Consider the following 14,947-nt stretch of genomic DNA (forward strand, 5'->3'; position numbering starts at 1 on the left):
AAGAAGAGGTGACCCATGACCGTCGTTGCGCTCCAGCCCGTCGTCGCCCTCGTCGCCGGCATCCTGATCCTCATCGTGCCGCGCCTGCTCAACTACATCGTCGCGGTCTATCTGATCGTGATCGGCATCCTGGGGCTGGTTCGCTGACGCGCGGACGCCGAATTGCGGTACGCCGCGCGCGGCTTCCCGCCATTCGACGTCGAATATCACGCACTGAAAATCGGAGTCTGGATATGCCCGGTCTGCTCCTCCGTCTGCTCATCGGTGCCGTCGGCCTCTGGCTCGCGGAAGCCGTCCTGCCCGGAATCGACGTGGCGAACGTCGGCACGCTGATCGCCGCGGCCTTCCTGCTCGGAATCGTCAACGCGGTCGTCCGCCCGGTGCTCGTCGTGCTGACGCTGCCGATCACGGTGATCACGCTCGGCATATTCCTGCTCGTCATCAACGCCGCGATGCTCGGTCTCGTGGCGCTCGTCCTGCCCGGATTTCACATCGCCGGCTTCTGGTCGGCGCTCTTCGGGGCGCTGATCGTGAGCGTCACCGGCTGGTTCGCCTCCTGGTTCATCGGCCCGCGCGGGCGGTACGAGGTGATGGTCGTCCGGCGCTGAGGGGCATGGCGAGGCGCTGGTCGCACGTCGCGGGCTTCGACGACGCGCCGTTTCCCCGGTCGCACCGCGGCGACGTCCTGGTCGTCGGCGCGGTCTACGCCGGCAGGTGCCTCGCCGGAGTGCTGAGCGGCGCCGTGCGGCGCGACGGGCGCAACAGCACGGCGGTGCTCATCCGGCTCGTCGGCGAATCGCGCTTCAGGCCGCACCTGCACGCGGTGCTGCTGCAGGGCATCGCCTTCGCGGGGTTCAACGTCGTCGACCTGCGCGCGCTGCACGAGGGCCTCCGGCTGCCGGTGCTCGTCGTCGCCCGCAGGCGCCCCGATCTCGCCGCCATCCGGCGCGCGCTCCTTCTGCGCGTCGGCGGAGGGAAGCGCAAATGGAGCCTCATCCAGGACGCCGGGCCCATGGAACCGGTGGCCGGCCTCCATGTGCAGCGCGCCGGCCTGTCGCTCGAGGAGGCGGCGGCCCTCATCCGGGCGACAACCTGGAACGGTGCGCTGCCCGAGCCGTTGCGAACTGCGCACCTCATCGCCGGCGGGATCGCGACCGGGGAGAGCCGGCATCGCGCGTGAACGGCGCATTCCTGCGTCCTTGTCATGGGAATTATTGCAGGGCGACTCGGTATCATGGACGGCCCTCCCGATCGAGGCTTGGCGATGGCCGGCGACGCAGCGCGACACACGCAGGAGGATCGATGGTTCGACGGGGCCGATGCGCTGGAGGCGATCCTCGATCACACGCCGGCGGCCATCTACGTCAAGAACCGGAGCGGTACCTATCTCCTCGTCAATCGGACCTTCGAGGAGGTGCTTCGCCGGCGACGCGCGGACATCGTCGGCAAGACCGACGAGGAGCTGCTTCCCGGGGAGATGGCGGACCGACTCAGCGCCCACGACCGCCAGGTGATCGAAGAGGGCGAGCCGCACACCTGCGAAGAAGAAATGGAGCTGCACGGCGAGCGACGCACGTTTCTTGCCGTGAGGTTCCCCCTCCGGGACGCCGCGGGCCGGGTCAGCGCCGTGTGCGGCATCTCCACCGATATCACCGAGCGCAAGCAGGTGGACTCGCTGCGCACCGAGGTGGCGATGCTGCAGCAGGTCTTCGACCGCATTCCCGTGATGATGGCGATCTGGCAGCCGAGCACGAAGATCCTGCGGGTCAACAAGGAATTCGAGCGGATGACCGGATGGTCCACCGAGGAGGCGGCGGGGATGGACCTGATGGCGCAGTGTTATCCCGACCCCGATTATCGCGAGCAGGTGCGGGGGTTCATGCTGTCGCCGCAGGCGGGCTGGCGGGACTTCCGGATGGCGACGAAGAACGGCGGGTGCATCGAGAGCACGTGGGCCAACGTCCGGTTTTCCGAGGACGTGTACATCGGTCTCGGCCTCGACATGGGCGAGCGGAAGCGGGCCGAAGACGCGCTGCGCGAGAGCGAGGAGCGGTTTCGCGGGCTGGCGGAAGGCATGCCGCACGTGGTGTGGGAGACCGATGCGCGCGGCATGAACCACTACCTCAACCGCGTCTGGTACGACTACATCGGCGACGGGCCCGGGAGTTCCTACGGGCTCGACTGGCTCGCGTATTTCCATCCGGACGATCGCGACCGCCTGATGGCCGAGTGGAACGAGAGCCTGCGCACCGGCGGCGCGCATCCGTACGACGTCGACGCGCGCATACGCCGGCACGACGGCGTTTACCGGTGGTTCCGCGGGCGAGCCGCGCCGATCCGGGACGGCGACGGGCAGATCGTGAAATGGGCCGGCATCTGCACCGACATCGACGACGAGAAGCGCGCGCAGGAGGCGCTGAAAGAGAGCGAGGAGCGCTTTCGCGTCGCGCAGGAGCTGTCGCTCGACGGGTTCACCATACTGAAAGCCGTCCGTGACCGGGAGAACCGGATCTGCGATTTCCAGTGGACCTACGTCAACCCCGCGGCGGCCCGGATGCTGTGCAGCACGGTCGAGGCGCTGACCGGCAAACGGCTGCTCGACGAGCTGCCCGGAAACCGGAGCCGGAGCGGCCTCTTCGAGCGCTACGTCCGGGTGGTGGAGACCGGCGAGCCCCACGACATCGAGCTCTACTACGATGCGGAGGGCATCCGCGGCTGGTTCCGCAATATGGCCGTCAAGCTCGGCGACGGGGTCGCGATCTCCTTCAGCGACATCACCGAGCGCAAGCGCCTGGAGAGCGATCTGGCGCAGCGGGCCGAGCAGCTCGCCGAAGCCGACCGCCGCAAGGACGAGTTCCTCGCGACCCTGGCCCACGAGCTGCGCAACCCGCTCGCGCCGATCAGGACGTCGGCCGACATCGTGCGCATGAACGCCGGCGGAAACGCGCGCCTGAAGTGGGCCAGCGACGCGATCGTGCGCCAGCTCGAGCACCTCGACCATCTCGTCGCCGACCTGCTCGACCTCTCGCGCGTGGCGCAGGGCAAGGTGGCGCTCCACTTCGAGCGCTGCGACCTGCGGACGATCGTGTGGCGGGCGGTCGAGATGACGCGCCGCGCCGTGGACGCGCAGCGGCACCTGCTGCGGGTGGACATGCCGGACCGCGAGCTGATCGTCCGCTGCGACGCGTCGCGCCTGGTCCAGGTGGTCGCAAACCTCATCACCAATTCCGTCAAATACACTCCGGCCGGCGGCAGCATCCACATCGCCGCGTTGCCGGGAGAGGAGACCGTCACGGTCCGGGTGCGCGATACCGGCGAAGGCATCAAGGCGGACCTGCTGCCGCACATCTTCGATCTGTTCGTGCAGGGCGGCCGGACGCTGGCGCGCTCCAAGGGCGGCCTGGGCATCGGCCTCACCCTGGTGAGAACCATCACCGAGCTGCACGGCGGGCGCGTGAGCGCCGCCAGCCGCGGGCCCGGACAGGGCGCCGAATTCACGGTCACGCTGCCGCTGCTGGACGCGGGGCGGAGCGAGGAGCGCGCGCCGCAACAGGATTCCGCGGACGGCACGCACGCCCGCAGGCGCATACTGATCGTGGAGGACAACCGCGACGCCGCCGACTCGCTGGCGTTCCTGCTCGGCGATCTCGGCCACGACGTCCATACCGTGTACGACGGCAGCGAGGGACTGAAGGCCGCGCTGGAGACGGTGCCCGAGGTCGCGATCCTCGATATCGGGCTTCCGGGCCTCAACGGCTACGAGCTCGCCCGCCTCCTGCGGCAGGAGCCGCGGCTGCGGAATACGCTGTTGATCGCGTTGAGCGGCTACGGACAGGAGTCGGACCGGGAGCAGTCGAGGGACGCGGGGTTCGATCATCACCTGCTCAAGCCGTTCGAGCTCGACGATCTGATCGCGATCCTCGACGCAGGCGAAAAGCGATCGTGAATGCGGAATCGTGAAGTTCGAATGGGCGAGGCGCGCGAAGCGCGCGCCTCGATTCGACATCGGGCATCGCGCATTCGAAATTCGATTTTCTACACGATCCGGTTGCGCAGGCGCCCGATCCCCTCCACCTCGCACTCCACGACGTCGCCGCGCTTCAGGAACTCGGGCGGCGTGCGCGCGAAGCCGACGCCGCTCGGCGTGCCGGTCGCGATGACGTCGCCGGGCTCGAGCGTCATTCCGCGCGAGAGCACGTGGATGATCTCGGCGACGGGAAAGATCATGTGGCGCGTGCTCGAGTCCTGCTTGAGCGAGCCGTTCACCCAGCTCCGGAGCCACAGGGCCTGCGGATCGGGGATCTCGTCGGCGGTCACGATCAGGGGACCCATGGGACAGGCGCCGTCGAGGCTCTTCCCGATGAAGTACTGCTTGTGGCGGAACTGCAGGTCGCGGGCGGAGATGTCGTTGATCACCGTGTACCCGAACACGTGATCGAGGGCGCGTTCGCGCGGAATCCCGCGCCCGCCCTTGCCGATGATCACGCCCAGCTCCACCTCCCAGTCGAGCTCGCCGGTCACGCCGTCGTGACACGGGATCTCCCCGTACGGGGCGTTCACGCTCGTCACGTTCTTGGTGAACACCATCGGGTGCTCGGGGAGCTTCGCTTCGCGGCCCTGCGACGCCGCGCTTTCCTGCGCGTGCTCGGCGTAGTTCCAGCCGAGACACATGATGTTCTTGCGCGGCCGGGGCAGGGGGGCCAGCAGCTCCGCCTCGGCGAGCGGGAGCTCGACGTCCGCGCCGGCCCGGGCCAGCCGTGCCCATGCCGCCGGCCCGGCATCGATGAGCCGGATCATCGCGCGGGACCAGTCCTCGATCACGGGCAGCCGGATACGATCCTCGCGCACGACCCCCACACGTGCCCGGCCTTCGTGCAAGCAGGTGACAAGGCGCATATTACGGACCCTCGTGGCAGGGGATTCAGCATAGCAGACTCGTTGCGCCGGAGGACCGGGTGTAGACTCGCTGACGCGAGCGCGGAGGAGCACGAGATGGCGAAGACGCTGTTGCGCGACCCGGACGTCTACCGGGTGCGGCCCGGCCGCCCGATCCATCTGAACGACGTCGATCCGAACGACACGTCGGTGTTCGACGGCGACAAGGACGAGGGTCGCGAGTATGCCGAGTGGCTGTCCGAGCGGCTCGACGAGACACAGGACCTCTTCTACGCCGACCGCCGGTACGCGCTGCTCATCGTGCTCCAGGGCATGGACACGAGCGGCAAGGACGGGGTCATCCGCCGCGTGTTTCAGAGCGTCGACCCGCTCGGCGTCCGGGTGAAGTGCTTCGTGCGGCCTACGCCCGAGGAGCTGGCGCACGACTTCCTCTGGCGCGTGCACCCGCACGCGCCGGCCCGCGGCGAGATCGCCATTTTCAACCGCAGCCATTACGAGGACGTGGTGACCGCGCGGGTGCTCGGCACCGTCGACGAGGCGGCGTGCCGCGAGCGCTTCGAGCACATCAACGCCTTCGAGCGCGCGCTCGCCGCCCACGGCACCGTGATTCTCAAGTTCCTGCTGCACATCGACCGCGAGGAGCAGGGGAGCCGGCTGCAGGCGCGACTCGATGCGCCGCACAAGCACTGGAAGTTCGACCCGGCCGACCTCGAGGCGCGGCTGCGCTGGCCCGCCTACATGCAGGCGTACGGGGACGCGCTGGCCGCGACGAGCACGGCGTGGGCGCCCTGGTACCTCGTGCCCGCCAACCGCAAGTGGTACCGCGATCTCGTCGTGGGCGCGGTGATCGTGCGCGCGATCGAGGCGCTCGATCTGCGCTACCCCGTGCCCGCCTTCGATCCGGCGGCCATCGTCATCCCGTGAGCGGGAGAGGAGCGATGCCCGCGGCGAGCGTCGGCGAACGCCTCGTCAGGCCGCCCGCAGGACGTACGTAAATGACGCGATGGGGATGGTGGATGCTCTGGCTGCCGCTGGCGGCAGCCCAGGCGGCGGAGCTGTCGGGCAATGCCTTCGTCAACGACGATGCGACGCTGCGCATCGAGGGCAGGACCATGCGGCTTTACGGCATCCATATTCCCAATACCGGCCAGGATTGCGCGACGTACCAGGTTCCTATCCGTTGCGCCTCGCGCGCCGCGCTCGCCCTCGAGTTCCGCATACAGGACTTCGTGCGCTGCACGCCGCTGGAGCGCAATGCCGACGGTACGTACTCCGCGCGGTGCGAGAGCGGGGGATACGATCTCGCCGCGTACCTGGTCGAGCGCGGCTGGGCGCTCGCGCTTCCCGACGCGCCCTTCGAGTACGTCGCGCTCGAGCGCATCGCGCGCTCGCGCGGGGTCGGCGTCTGGGGCTTTCCCCTGTCGCCGCGCGCGTTCGAGCCCTGACTCAGAGGGTCGGGAAGTCGGTCTGCCCGGCGTCCGGCGGGAGCGGCGGTATCTGCTCCGGCATCGGCGGCGCCTCTTCGCCGCGCAGGATCGGCGATCCGCCGGCCGGCGCGGAGGCAGGCGCCTCGCGCGCCGTGTCGGACGGGCGCATCTGCGCGCAGCCGGCCGCCACGACCAGCGCGGCCGATATCACCGTACCAACCAAGACGTTCATGTCACGCTCCTTTCAGCGCTCGACGGGCTCGAGGGCGGAGAACTCGATCTCCGAGCGCCGGTTCACCTGCAGGCAGTCGATGAGGCTCGCGCCCGTTTGACCCTGACACTGAACGATCGGGTCCGTTTCCCCTCGCGCGTCGATCTCGATCGCCGCCTCGTTCAGGCCCTGTTCCACCAGGTAGGTGCGCACGGCGTCCGCCCGGCGCTGCGAGAGGTTCATGTTGTAGCCGGCTTCGCCGATCCGGTCCGCGTGGCCCACGATGCGGACCTTGGGGTCCTCGGCGGTGCGCGCGCGCTCCACGACGATCGTGTCGAGCTTGCGCTTGGCCTGATCGGTGAGCTCGGCCTGGTCGAATCCGAAATAGGCGTCGGTACCGAGGACGATCTGCTCCAGCGTCCGCTCGGGCTCGGGCGGCGCGGCCGGCTCGGCCGGCGGCGGGGCGGCGGCGGTCTGCTCGGTGCCCTCGGGTGCCAGGGGCGCGCTCACGGCGGGAGGAGGCGGTTCGGCCTCCGCCGGAGGCGCCGGCTCGGGCGCCGCGGCGACCTCGGCCGGCTCGGGAGGCGGGGCTTCGGCGGCCGGCGGCGGCTCGGCGGGCGGTGCCTGTCGGGCCACGCGTTCCGGCTCGCATTCGCCCACCACGACCGACGGATCGGGCGTGCCCGCGCGCAGGCAATCGTCGTTGCCCGTCCGGACGACCTGGCTGACGTCGGACACCGCGTAGCCCGGATACGGGGAAGGGCCGGTGGACGTGGAAGTGGCGCAACCGGAAAGGGAGATCAGTGCGCAGCAGGCAAACACCCGGGTCACGTGCATCGGAAACGCTCCGTGTTCGACGTTGTCCCTCTCCCCAGGGGCGAAGTCAGTCTAGGAGCGTCGTCGGCGTGCTTCAACGGTGCTCGAATTGCATCTATTCTTGCACCCGGTCCAATCCCGCCAGCCTACCGTGTCGCCCGAACCGCCGACCGGCCGCCCGCTGCTGCTCGCCGTGGTCGAGCTGGGCGGCTATCCGAGCTTCGCGCCGCTCTACGAGGCGGCCGGCTACGAGTACGTTTCCGTGACCTCGGTGCGCAAAGCCCTCGCCGTTCTCAAGGAGCGCGTGCCCGCGGTCGTCGTGTGCGAATTCAACTTTCAGTCGGATTTTCGCGACCGCACGAGCAGCCTGGAGTCGCTGCTGGCGGTCCTGCAGCGCGCCCCCGCCGTTCGGGTGATCGTGTTCCACGAGGCGGAGCACGCCGGGCAGCTCGCGCGCCTCACCGCGCGCTTTCGGGTGCACGCGACGCTCGCCTTTCCGATCGACGCGGACAGGCTGCGCGCGGCGCTCGCCTGAGGCGTCAGGCGTTCGCCGCCGGCTGACCTGCCCGGACCTCGGCGAGGATCGGCTTGCTCGCCTCGCCGAAATAGATCGAGCGGTGCGGGAAGGGGATCTCGATGCCCTCCCGGTCGAAGGCCTGCTTCAGCCGACGGCGGTACTCGCGCCCGACCTCCCATTGCTTGATCGGGAGCGTCTTGATGCGCGCCTTGATGACGACCGCCGAGTCGTCGAACTTGTCGACGCCGAAGACCTCGATGTCCTCGAGCATGTTGGGTCCGAAGCGCTCGTCCCGTCGCAACTCGGCGCTGACCGCGCGCATGATCTCGACCACGCGATCGGTGTTCTCCTTGTAGGCCACGCCGACGTCGAGGACGTAGGCCGACCAGACGTACGTCATGTTCGCCAGCGTCTCGATCGATCCGTTCGGGATGATGTGCACCGTGCCCGACAGGTCGCGCAGCATGAGCGTCCGGAAGTTGATCATCTCCACCAGCCCGCCGGTGCCGTTCACGACGACGACGTCGCCGACCCGGATCTGGTTCTCGAGGATCATGAAGAACCCCGAGATCACGTCCTTCACGAGGTTCTGCGCGCCGAAGCCGACTGCGAGACCGACGACGCCGGCGCCCGCGATCAGCGGCGCGATCTCGACGCCGATCTCGAGCAGGATCACGAGCACCGCCATCACCCAGAGGAGGATCAGTACGCCCTGCTCGAGCAGGCGCGCGAGCGTTTCCGCGCGCTTGCGCGACTCGGTCGGCACTTCGCCGGCCGCCTCGCCGCGCCGGATGAGCACGGATTCCAGACGGCCCAGGGCGAACTTCGCGGCCTGCATGGCGATCCAGGCGACGAGGAGTATGAGCACGATGTGCCAGAGCGCGGTCCAGACCTGGTCCCAGTCGATCTTGTCGAAGGCTCGTTCGAGTACTTCCATCCGCTCCTCCTCGAAAAGGCGTATTCAGAGCCGTGGGAAGATAACACAGAGGGCCGAACGGGGGACCCGGGCCGATTCGCCGCGCCGACGCCCGCCCGGTGCCCATGGGGTATGATGCCGGCGATCACGGCGGAGGAGCGCTCGACATGACGGAGACCAGAACGGTGGAACGGCCGCGGCTCACGCTCGCGGGTGCGCGGGCGATCCTGGCGGCGGCGGAGGCCGAGGCGAGCAGGAACGGCTGGCCGGTCGCGATCGCCGTCGTCGACGAGGGCGGGCATCTCTACGCGTTCGCGCGGCTCGACGACACGCAGCTCGGCAGCATCAAGGTCGCGATCGGCAAGGCGCGCTCGGCGGTGCTCTTCAAGCGCGAGAGCAGATTGTGGGAGGAGGCGCTGAAAGCCGGCCGCCTTTCGCCGCTCGCATTCCCCGATCTGCTGCCCGCCGAAGGCGGGATCCCGCTGCTCGCGGGCGGGCAGATCGTCGGCGGGATCGGCGTCAGCGGCGTCAAGCCCGACGAGGACGCGCGGGTCGCCCGGGCGGGGGCGGAGGCGCTCGCGTAAGCCGGCGTCCGCATGTCGCGCCCGATTCGCCAGGTGTCGGCAAACGCTTGCCGGTGGTTCCCGGTCTTATTATCTAGACGCCCACCGTTCCCGTTCCAAGAAGCGTCGCATCCGCACCATGATCAAGTTCCTGCACCATGCGCTGCACGACTGGCTCGACACGCGCACGAAGAAGGCGCTCGCCGTCACCCTCGCCTATGCCGTCGCCTGGGTTTCGATTTACGGCGTGCTCCCGGCGCCCGACTCGCTCGCGGTGGCGCTCGCCGGCTCGCGCGAGGCCGCGCAGCATGTCGGCGAGGTGATCCTGGAGGTGCTCTTCTGGGTCACCGTCTCGGTCGTGCTGCTCGTCGCGCTCGCGCCCTCCCGGCTGCGACCGCCGACCGCCCGGCGCTGACCGCCGACGCATGACGCGGCCGATGTACCGGGGGCGATTCGCGCCCTCGCCGACCGGTCCCCTGCATTTCGGCTCGCTCGTCGCCGCCGTCGGCAGCTTTCTCGAGGCGCGCGCGCGGCGCGGCGAGTGGCTGGTCCGCATCGAGGACCTCGACCCGCCGCGGGAGCCGGCCGGCGCGGCCGGCGACATCCTGCGCACGCTGGACGCGTTCGGCCTGCACTGGGACGGCGAGGTGGTGTACCAGAGCCGCCGGCAGGGCGCGTACGAGGCGGCGCTCGCGGAGCTGCGCCGTCTGGGCGTGCTCTACGCCTGCGGCTGCACCCGGCGCGAGATCGCCGACTCGGCCGTCGCCGGCGTCGACGGGCCGGTCTATCCCGGCACCTGCCGCAACGGCGTGCCGGCCGGCCGCGAGGGGAGAACGCTGCGCGTGCGCACCGACGACGCCGCGATCGCGTTCGAGGACCGGATGCAGGGGCGGGTCGAGAGCCGCCTCGAGCGGGACGTGGGCGATTTCGTCCTTCGGCGCGCCGACGGCTTTTACGCCTACCAGCTCGCCGTGGTCGTCGACGACGCGGCGCAGGGCGTCAACGATGTCGTGCGCGGCGCCGACCTGCTCGGCTCGACGGCGCGCCAGATACACCTGCAGCGGCTCCTCGGCCTGCCGACGCCGGCGTACGCGCACCTCCCCATCGCCGTCGACGCGGAAGGCGCGAAGCTCTCCAAGCAGACCGGCGCCGAGCCCGTGCGGATCGAACACGCGAGCGAGCTCTGGTGGGACGCCCTCTGGTTCCTGGGGCAGGAGCCCCCCGCGGACCTGCGCACCGCGCCTGTCGCGGTCATCCGCGACTGGGCCATCGCCCACTGGCACGCCGCGGCCGTTCCCCGCACGGCCGCAATGCGGTTTCCATAGCGGCTCGTCCTCCGAGCGTCTCCGCCCTCAGGCGCGAGCCGAGCGCTTCGCCGCGGCGAACCGGCCGCGGTCGTGCGGTCGGGTGAAGTCGGTACTCGGCCCCTTCGGCACGACGCCGGTGGGGTTCAGGTGCGTGTGGCTCGCGAAGTAATGCCGCTTGATCTGGTCCATGTCGACCGTCTCGGCGACGCCCGGAACCTGGTAGAGGTCTCGCACGTAGTTCGAGAGGTTCGGGTAGTCCTCGATCCGGTTGCGGTTGCACTTGAAGTGGCTGTAGTAGACCGCGTCGAAGCGCAGCAGCGTCGTGAAAAGCCGCCAGTCGGCCTCGGTCAGCCGGTCGCCAACCAGATAGCGCTGCCGCCCGAGGCGCGCTTCCACCTCGTCGAGCGCGCGGAACAGCCGATCGAAGTTCTCTTCGTAGGCGTCCTGACGCGTGGCGAAACCGCACCGGTAGACGCCGTTGTTGATCTCCGTGTACACGAACTCGTTTATCGCGTCGATTTCGCTCCGCAGCTCGCGCGGGTAGTAGTCCGTGCGCACGTCGGTGTGCATGTCGAACTCGCCGTTCAGCATGCGGATGATTTCAGCGGACTCGTTATTGACGATCGACCGCGTCTTCGTGTCCCACAGCACCGGCACGGTCACCCGGCCGCTGTAGTCGGGCGCGGCGAGCAGGTAGATGTCCCGCAGATACCGCTTGCCCGTGAGGGGGTCCGGCTCGGAGAACTCCCAGCCGTTCGCGCGCATCCAGGGATCCACCGCGGAGCACGAGACGACGGACTCCAGGCCCTTGAGCTTGCGGAAGATCAGGGTGCGGTGGGCCCAGGGGCACGCGAGCGATACATATATATGGTATCGGCCCGGTTCCGCCGGAAAGCCGCTCGACCCGTCGGCGGTGATCCAGCGCCGGAACTTGGACTGCTCGCGGACGAACTGCCCCCCGGTTCGGGAGGTGTCGTACCAGCCTTCGTGCCAAACGCCTTCTTTCAGGTATCCCATCGTGCCTCGCCTTAGAGACCCTCACCCCATCCCTCTCCCGCTGCCGCGGGAGAGGGGGAGTCGGTGAGAATTTATTGAAACGTGGTTCACTCGTCCCGATCCCTTTCTCGCTGAGCGGGAGAGGATCGCGAGAGCAATAGGCGCCGTCACCGCCGCGTGTCGAGGCTGTATGGCCCCGAACCGAAGCCGACGATCAGCAGCATCGCCCCCATGAGGCCCAGGTTCTTGAAGAACTGGATCGTCTGCATCTGCACCTGATCGGGCGGCACCGCCCAGAAGGCATGGAAGACGAGCGTGACCGGGATCATCCAGATCAGCAGGGCGGCCGCGCCGAGGCGCGCCTTCCAGCCGACGATCAGCATGAGCGCCGCCCCGATCTCGACGAGGATCGTGACGACGAGGGCGATCTCCGCCATCGGCACGCCTTTCGACTGCATGTACCCGAGGGTCCCCGCGAAACCGCCGATCTTGCCGATCCCCGACCAGAGGAAGATCGCCGCGACCAGGATGCGCCCGATGAGCGGCGCGAACTGCGTCACACCCGACATGCTTTGCCCTCCGCTGTTTATCAATGGTTGAGTCGATGCCGTCGCCTTCATGTCTGCCTCCTTGCCCGTTGACCGTTCGCGGTGCCCGTTACTTGGCCAGTCCTTCCGCCCGCAGCGAATCCTTGACGGACGCCCGCGCCATGATGCGCGCGTGGTAGTCCTTCAGTACCGGCCACTTGCCGAGATCGATGTCGAACAGCTTGTGCCAGTTCAGGACCGTGAACAAGTAGGCGTCGGCGACCGTGAAGGCCGCACCGGTGAGATACGGCCTGTCGCCGAGTCGCGCGGACAGGTAGTCGAACCGGCGGCCGAGGAGGTTCAACTGGTTCGCGCGCCACTCGGGCGTGATCTTCGGGTTGAAGAACGGGCTGAACTGCTTGTGCACTTCGGACGAAATGAAGTTGAGCCACTCGAGCACGCGATAACGCTCCATCGTGCCCGCCTTCGGCAGCAGTCCCGCATCCGGCTTGAGGTCCGCGAGGTACTGAAGGACGACCGCCACTTCCGTGAGCACCTCCCCGTCGTCGAGCCGCAACGCGGGGACGTAGCCCTTCGGGTTGACCGCGCCGAAGTCCTCGCCGCCCTTCGTCTTCTTCGCCTGCAGGTCCACCTGATCCAGGTCGAACGTCAGTCCGAGCTCGCGCAAAACGATATGGGGCGCCATCGAGCATGCGCCGGGATAGAAATAGAGTTTCATCGCTGGTCACCTCTCCTGTGTAAGGAATGTCAGTGGTTCGCCTGTCGTTACGGGCGCGGCGAAGCAAGCGCCATGCGACCGTAAACGAGACGGCGTCGTCGCGTCCGCGCCTCGCCACGACGCGGGTTCGGTACTTCCGCTTTGCGGCGCAAGGCAACGAAGGCCGTCTCGCGCACTACGCCGCCTCGTGCACGTCCCGCGCGTCCCGCAGGCTCGGGTAGTCGACGTAGCCCTCCGGCCCCGGCGTATAGAAGGTCGCGGGGTCCGGCTCGTTCAGCGGTGCCTCCAGGCGGAAGCGCTGCGGAAGATCCGGGTTCGCGAGGAACAGCTTGCCGAACACCGCGGCGTCCGCACGCCGGTCCGCGAGGAGCGCCCCGGCGGCGGTCCGGGTCAGCGAGCCGCCGGCGAAGTAGGCGCCCTCGAAGAGGGGGCGGAGCAGGGCGTGGTAGTCGGTCGCCGGGCTCGTCTGCACGACGTGCAGGTAGGCGAGGCCGAGCGGACGCAGCGATTTGACCAGCTGTGCGTAGGTGTCCCGGGGCGTCTCGTCCGCGATGTCGTTGAAACCGAGCTCCGGGGCGATCTTGACGCCCACGCGCTCGCCGCCCGCGACCGCGCTCATGGCCTCCAGCGCCTCGAGCACGAAGCGCGCCCGGTTCGCGACCGAGCCGCCGTAGGCGTCGGTACGGCGGTTGGTCTTCGAGGACAGGAACTGTTCCGGCAGGTATCCCGAGGCCGCATGCAACTCGACGCCGTCGAAGCCCGCAGCGAGCGCGCGCTCCGTCGCCCGGGCGTACTCCGCGATCACGCCCGGGATCTCCGCGGTTTCGAGGGCGCGCGGCGTCGGGTGCGGCTTCAGCCCCTCGACGGTGTAGGACTGGCCCTCGGGCCGGACGGCCGAAGGCGCGACCGGCATCGCGCCGCCCGGGAGGTGCAGGGGATGCGAGATGCGCCCGGCGTGCATGATCTGGAGGACTATCCGCCCGCCGCGCGCGTGGACCGCCCGGGTGACCTTCTTCCAGCCCTCGACCTGCGCGGGGGTCGCGATGCCCGGCGTGCGCACGTAGCCCTTGCCCATCGCGGAGGGAAAGGCGCCTTCCGTGATAATCAGCCCGGCGGACGCGCGCTGGGCGTAGTAGACCGGCACGAGATCGGTCGGAACGCCGTCATCGTCGGCGCGGCTCCGCGTCATGGGCGCCATGACGATCCGGTTAGGCAATACCAGGCCGCCGGCCTTCACCGGCGTAAAAAAATCGTTTACGTTCATTGTTGTATCTCCGTTTGTTCAGGGAAGATCGAATACGAGCACTTCGGCCGTGCCCGGCGACGCGACGAGCTTCAGTTCGGCCTCGGCCGAGACCGCGGCCCCGTCACCGGCGGCGAGGCGCTGCCCGTTGAGATCGACCTCGCCGCGCGCGACCTGCACGTAGACCCGGCGCCCCGGCGCCAGCCGATGCACGACCGGGCCCTGACCGTTCAGCCGGGCTGCGTAGATCCGGGCGTCCTGATGGATCGTCACCGAGCCTTCCCGGCCGTCCGGCGAGGCGATGAGGCGCAGCTTGCCGTCCAGTTCGGCGGGGCCGAACGCCTTCTGCTCGTAGCTCGGCGCCACGCCTTCGCGTTCGGGCTCGATCCAGATCTGCAGGAAGTGGACGGGTTCCGTCCGGGACGGGTTGAACTCGCTGTGCCGCACCCCGGTGCCCGCCGACATCCGCTGGACCTCGCCCGGGCGGATGACGGAGCCCGTGCCCAGGCTGTCCTTGTGCTCGAGCGCGCCGTCCAGCACGTAGCTGATGATCTCCATGTCCCGGTGCCCGTGGGTCGGGAATCCGGCCCCCGGCGCCACGCGGTCCTCGTTGATGACCCGCAGCGGCCCGAAGCCCATGTGCGCGGGGTCGTGGTAATCGGCGAACGAGAACGTATGGCGGCTGTCCAGCCAGCCATGGTTCGCCCGTCCCCGTTCCTCGCTTCGACGTATCTGGATCATTGGACCTCCGGTTGTTCGGTGCGTTTGAACGATTTCGTGCAGATTAGG

At 68.8% G+C, this 14,947-nt stretch carries 19 protein-coding genes; 10 read left to right on the forward strand and 9 right to left on the reverse strand.

Annotated features, from left to right (window positions below; genetic code table 11):
- Positions 1-15: 15 nt before the first annotated feature.
- The 4 genes from SVA_RS06795 to SVA_RS06810 all read left to right on the forward strand — a co-directional run bounded on the left by SVA_RS06795 (position 16) and on the right by SVA_RS06810 (position 3,946).
- Entirely contained in the window at positions 16-147 is a 132-nt protein-coding gene (locus tag SVA_RS06795) for a DUF3096 domain-containing protein (RefSeq protein WP_096460518.1), read from the forward strand.
- 86 nt (positions 148-233) lie between these two features.
- The gene (locus SVA_RS06800) at positions 234-608 is read left to right on the forward strand and encodes a phage holin family protein (protein WP_096460519.1); all 375 of its coding nucleotides are present in this window, start codon (positions 234-236) and stop codon (positions 606-608) included.
- A gap of 5 nt (positions 609-613) precedes the next feature.
- Entirely contained in the window at positions 614-1,180 is a 567-nt protein-coding gene (locus SVA_RS06805) for an endonuclease dU (protein ID WP_096460520.1), read from the forward strand.
- An 84-nt stretch (positions 1,181-1,264) separates the two neighbouring features.
- A complete protein-coding gene (locus SVA_RS06810) occupies positions 1,265-3,946 on the forward strand; it encodes a PAS domain S-box protein (protein WP_169923999.1) in 2,682 nt (893 codons plus the stop codon).
- Positions 3,947-4,035: 89 nt separating this feature from the next.
- On the opposite strand, the gene SVA_RS06815 is transcribed toward SVA_RS06810, so the two are convergent.
- Positions 4,036-4,848, reverse strand: coding sequence for a fumarylacetoacetate hydrolase family protein (locus SVA_RS06815; protein ID WP_197703398.1), 813 nt, complete (start codon positions 4,846-4,848; stop codon positions 4,036-4,038).
- Positions 4,849-4,992: 144 nt separating this feature from the next.
- On the opposite strand from SVA_RS06815, the gene SVA_RS06820 reads away from it, so the two are divergent.
- Positions 4,993-5,820, forward strand: coding sequence for a PPK2 family polyphosphate kinase (locus SVA_RS06820; RefSeq protein ID WP_096460523.1), 828 nt, complete (start codon positions 4,993-4,995; stop codon positions 5,818-5,820).
- A 71-nt stretch (positions 5,821-5,891) separates the two neighbouring features.
- Positions 5,892-6,341, forward strand: coding sequence for a thermonuclease family protein (locus tag SVA_RS06825; RefSeq protein WP_096460524.1), 450 nt, complete (start codon positions 5,892-5,894; stop codon positions 6,339-6,341).
- 1 nt (position 6,342) lies between these two features.
- Here SVA_RS06825 and SVA_RS06830 read toward each other — a convergent pair whose 3' ends face one another.
- Together SVA_RS06830 and SVA_RS06835 are read right to left on the reverse strand one after the other, a co-directional pair.
- The gene (locus SVA_RS06830) at positions 6,343-6,555 is read right to left on the reverse strand and encodes a hypothetical protein (RefSeq protein ID WP_096460525.1); all 213 of its coding nucleotides are present in this window, start codon (positions 6,553-6,555) and stop codon (positions 6,343-6,345) included.
- A 12-nt stretch (positions 6,556-6,567) separates the two neighbouring features.
- Positions 6,568-7,371 carry an OmpA family protein gene (locus tag SVA_RS06835; protein ID WP_096460526.1) on the reverse strand — a complete coding sequence of 268 codons (804 nt, stop codon included), beginning with the start codon at positions 7,369-7,371 and terminating at the stop codon, positions 6,568-6,570.
- A 130-nt stretch (positions 7,372-7,501) separates the two neighbouring features.
- Between SVA_RS06835 and SVA_RS06840 the strand changes: the two genes are divergently transcribed.
- Positions 7,502-7,885 (forward strand): DNA-binding transcriptional response regulator, encoded by a 384-nt coding sequence (locus SVA_RS06840; RefSeq protein ID WP_096460527.1) that lies wholly within the window; start codon positions 7,502-7,504, stop codon positions 7,883-7,885.
- A 4-nt stretch (positions 7,886-7,889) separates the two neighbouring features.
- On the opposite strand, the gene SVA_RS06845 is transcribed toward SVA_RS06840, so the two are convergent.
- On the reverse strand, positions 7,890-8,804 hold the full coding sequence (locus SVA_RS06845) for a mechanosensitive ion channel family protein (RefSeq protein ID WP_096460528.1): 915 nt from the start codon (positions 8,802-8,804) through the stop codon (positions 7,890-7,892).
- 146 nt (positions 8,805-8,950) lie between these two features.
- Here SVA_RS06845 and SVA_RS06850 point away from each other — a divergent pair, with 146 nt between their 5' ends.
- From SVA_RS06850 to gluQRS, 3 genes are all read left to right on the forward strand, one after another.
- Positions 8,951-9,367: a GlcG/HbpS family heme-binding protein gene (locus SVA_RS06850; RefSeq protein ID WP_096460529.1), complete on the forward strand. Its 417-nt coding sequence runs from the start codon at positions 8,951-8,953 to the stop codon at positions 9,365-9,367.
- Between the two features lie 118 nt (positions 9,368-9,485).
- Positions 9,486-9,761 (forward strand): hypothetical protein, encoded by a 276-nt coding sequence (locus SVA_RS06855; RefSeq protein ID WP_096460530.1) that lies wholly within the window; start codon positions 9,486-9,488, stop codon positions 9,759-9,761.
- Between the two features lie 10 nt (positions 9,762-9,771).
- A complete protein-coding gene (gene gluQRS / locus SVA_RS06860; protein WP_096460531.1) occupies positions 9,772-10,671 on the forward strand; it encodes a tRNA glutamyl-Q(34) synthetase GluQRS in 900 nt (299 codons plus the stop codon).
- 27 nt (positions 10,672-10,698) lie between these two features.
- On the opposite strand, the gene SVA_RS06865 is transcribed toward gluQRS, so the two are convergent.
- The 5 genes from SVA_RS06865 to SVA_RS06885 all read right to left on the reverse strand — a co-directional run bounded on the left by SVA_RS06865 (position 10,699) and on the right by SVA_RS06885 (position 14,899).
- Positions 10,699-11,670, reverse strand: a complete 972-nt coding sequence (locus tag SVA_RS06865) for a glutathione S-transferase family protein (RefSeq protein ID WP_096460532.1) — start codon at positions 11,668-11,670, stop codon at positions 10,699-10,701.
- 146 nt (positions 11,671-11,816) lie between these two features.
- Positions 11,817-12,218, reverse strand: a complete 402-nt coding sequence (locus SVA_RS06870; RefSeq protein WP_096460533.1) for a DoxX family protein — start codon at positions 12,216-12,218, stop codon at positions 11,817-11,819.
- Positions 12,219-12,306: 88 nt separating this feature from the next.
- Entirely contained in the window at positions 12,307-12,915 is a 609-nt protein-coding gene (gstA, locus tag SVA_RS06875) for a glutathione transferase GstA (RefSeq protein WP_096460534.1), read from the reverse strand.
- Positions 12,916-13,090: 175 nt separating this feature from the next.
- Positions 13,091-14,179: an alkene reductase gene (locus SVA_RS06880; protein ID WP_096460535.1), complete on the reverse strand. Its 1,089-nt coding sequence runs from the start codon at positions 14,177-14,179 to the stop codon at positions 13,091-13,093.
- 18 nt (positions 14,180-14,197) lie between these two features.
- Positions 14,198-14,899 (reverse strand): pirin family protein, encoded by a 702-nt coding sequence (locus SVA_RS06885; protein ID WP_096460536.1) that lies wholly within the window; start codon positions 14,897-14,899, stop codon positions 14,198-14,200.
- Positions 14,900-14,947: the final 48 nt, after the last annotated feature.

Origin of the sequence: Sulfurifustis variabilis (assembly GCF_002355415.1) — a bacterium.
GTDB lineage: Bacteria > Pseudomonadota > Gammaproteobacteria > Acidiferrobacterales > Sulfurifustaceae > Sulfurifustis > Sulfurifustis variabilis.

Bases quoted from the DNA above. Each gene is read 5' to 3' on its own strand.
- SVA_RS06835 (WP_096460526.1), bottom strand. From the start codon at position 7,371: ATGCACGTGACCCGGGTGTTTGCCTGCTGCGCACTGATCTCCCTTTCC.
- gluQRS (WP_096460531.1), top strand. From the start codon at position 9,772: ATGACGCGGCCGATGTACCGGGGGCGATTCGCGCCCTCGCCGACCGGT.
- SVA_RS06885 (WP_096460536.1), bottom strand. From the start codon at position 14,899: ATGATCCAGATACGTCGAAGCGAGGAACGGGGACGGGCGAACCATGGC.
- SVA_RS06810 (WP_169923999.1), top strand. From the start codon at position 1,265: ATGGCCGGCGACGCAGCGCGACACACGCAGGAGGATCGATGGTTCGAC.
- SVA_RS06870 (WP_096460533.1), bottom strand. From the start codon at position 12,218: ATGTCGGGTGTGACGCAGTTCGCGCCGCTCATCGGGCGCATCCTGGTC.
- SVA_RS06820 (WP_096460523.1), top strand. From the start codon at position 4,993: ATGGCGAAGACGCTGTTGCGCGACCCGGACGTCTACCGGGTGCGGCCC.
- SVA_RS06805 (WP_096460520.1), top strand. From the start codon at position 614: ATGGCGAGGCGCTGGTCGCACGTCGCGGGCTTCGACGACGCGCCGTTT.
- SVA_RS06855 (WP_096460530.1), top strand. From the start codon at position 9,486: ATGATCAAGTTCCTGCACCATGCGCTGCACGACTGGCTCGACACGCGC.
- SVA_RS06850 (WP_096460529.1), top strand. From the start codon at position 8,951: ATGACGGAGACCAGAACGGTGGAACGGCCGCGGCTCACGCTCGCGGGT.
- SVA_RS06845 (WP_096460528.1), bottom strand. From the start codon at position 8,804: ATGGAAGTACTCGAACGAGCCTTCGACAAGATCGACTGGGACCAGGTC.
- SVA_RS06865 (WP_096460532.1), bottom strand. From the start codon at position 11,670: ATGGGATACCTGAAAGAAGGCGTTTGGCACGAAGGCTGGTACGACACC.
- SVA_RS06800 (WP_096460519.1), top strand. From the start codon at position 234: ATGCCCGGTCTGCTCCTCCGTCTGCTCATCGGTGCCGTCGGCCTCTGG.
- SVA_RS06825 (WP_096460524.1), top strand. From the start codon at position 5,892: ATGACGCGATGGGGATGGTGGATGCTCTGGCTGCCGCTGGCGGCAGCC.
- gstA (WP_096460534.1), bottom strand. From the start codon at position 12,915: ATGAAACTCTATTTCTATCCCGGCGCATGCTCGATGGCGCCCCATATC.
- SVA_RS06795 (WP_096460518.1), top strand. From the start codon at position 16: ATGACCGTCGTTGCGCTCCAGCCCGTCGTCGCCCTCGTCGCCGGCATC.
- SVA_RS06830 (WP_096460525.1), bottom strand. From the start codon at position 6,555: ATGAACGTCTTGGTTGGTACGGTGATATCGGCCGCGCTGGTCGTGGCG.
- SVA_RS06880 (WP_096460535.1), bottom strand. From the start codon at position 14,179: ATGAACGTAAACGATTTTTTTACGCCGGTGAAGGCCGGCGGCCTGGTA.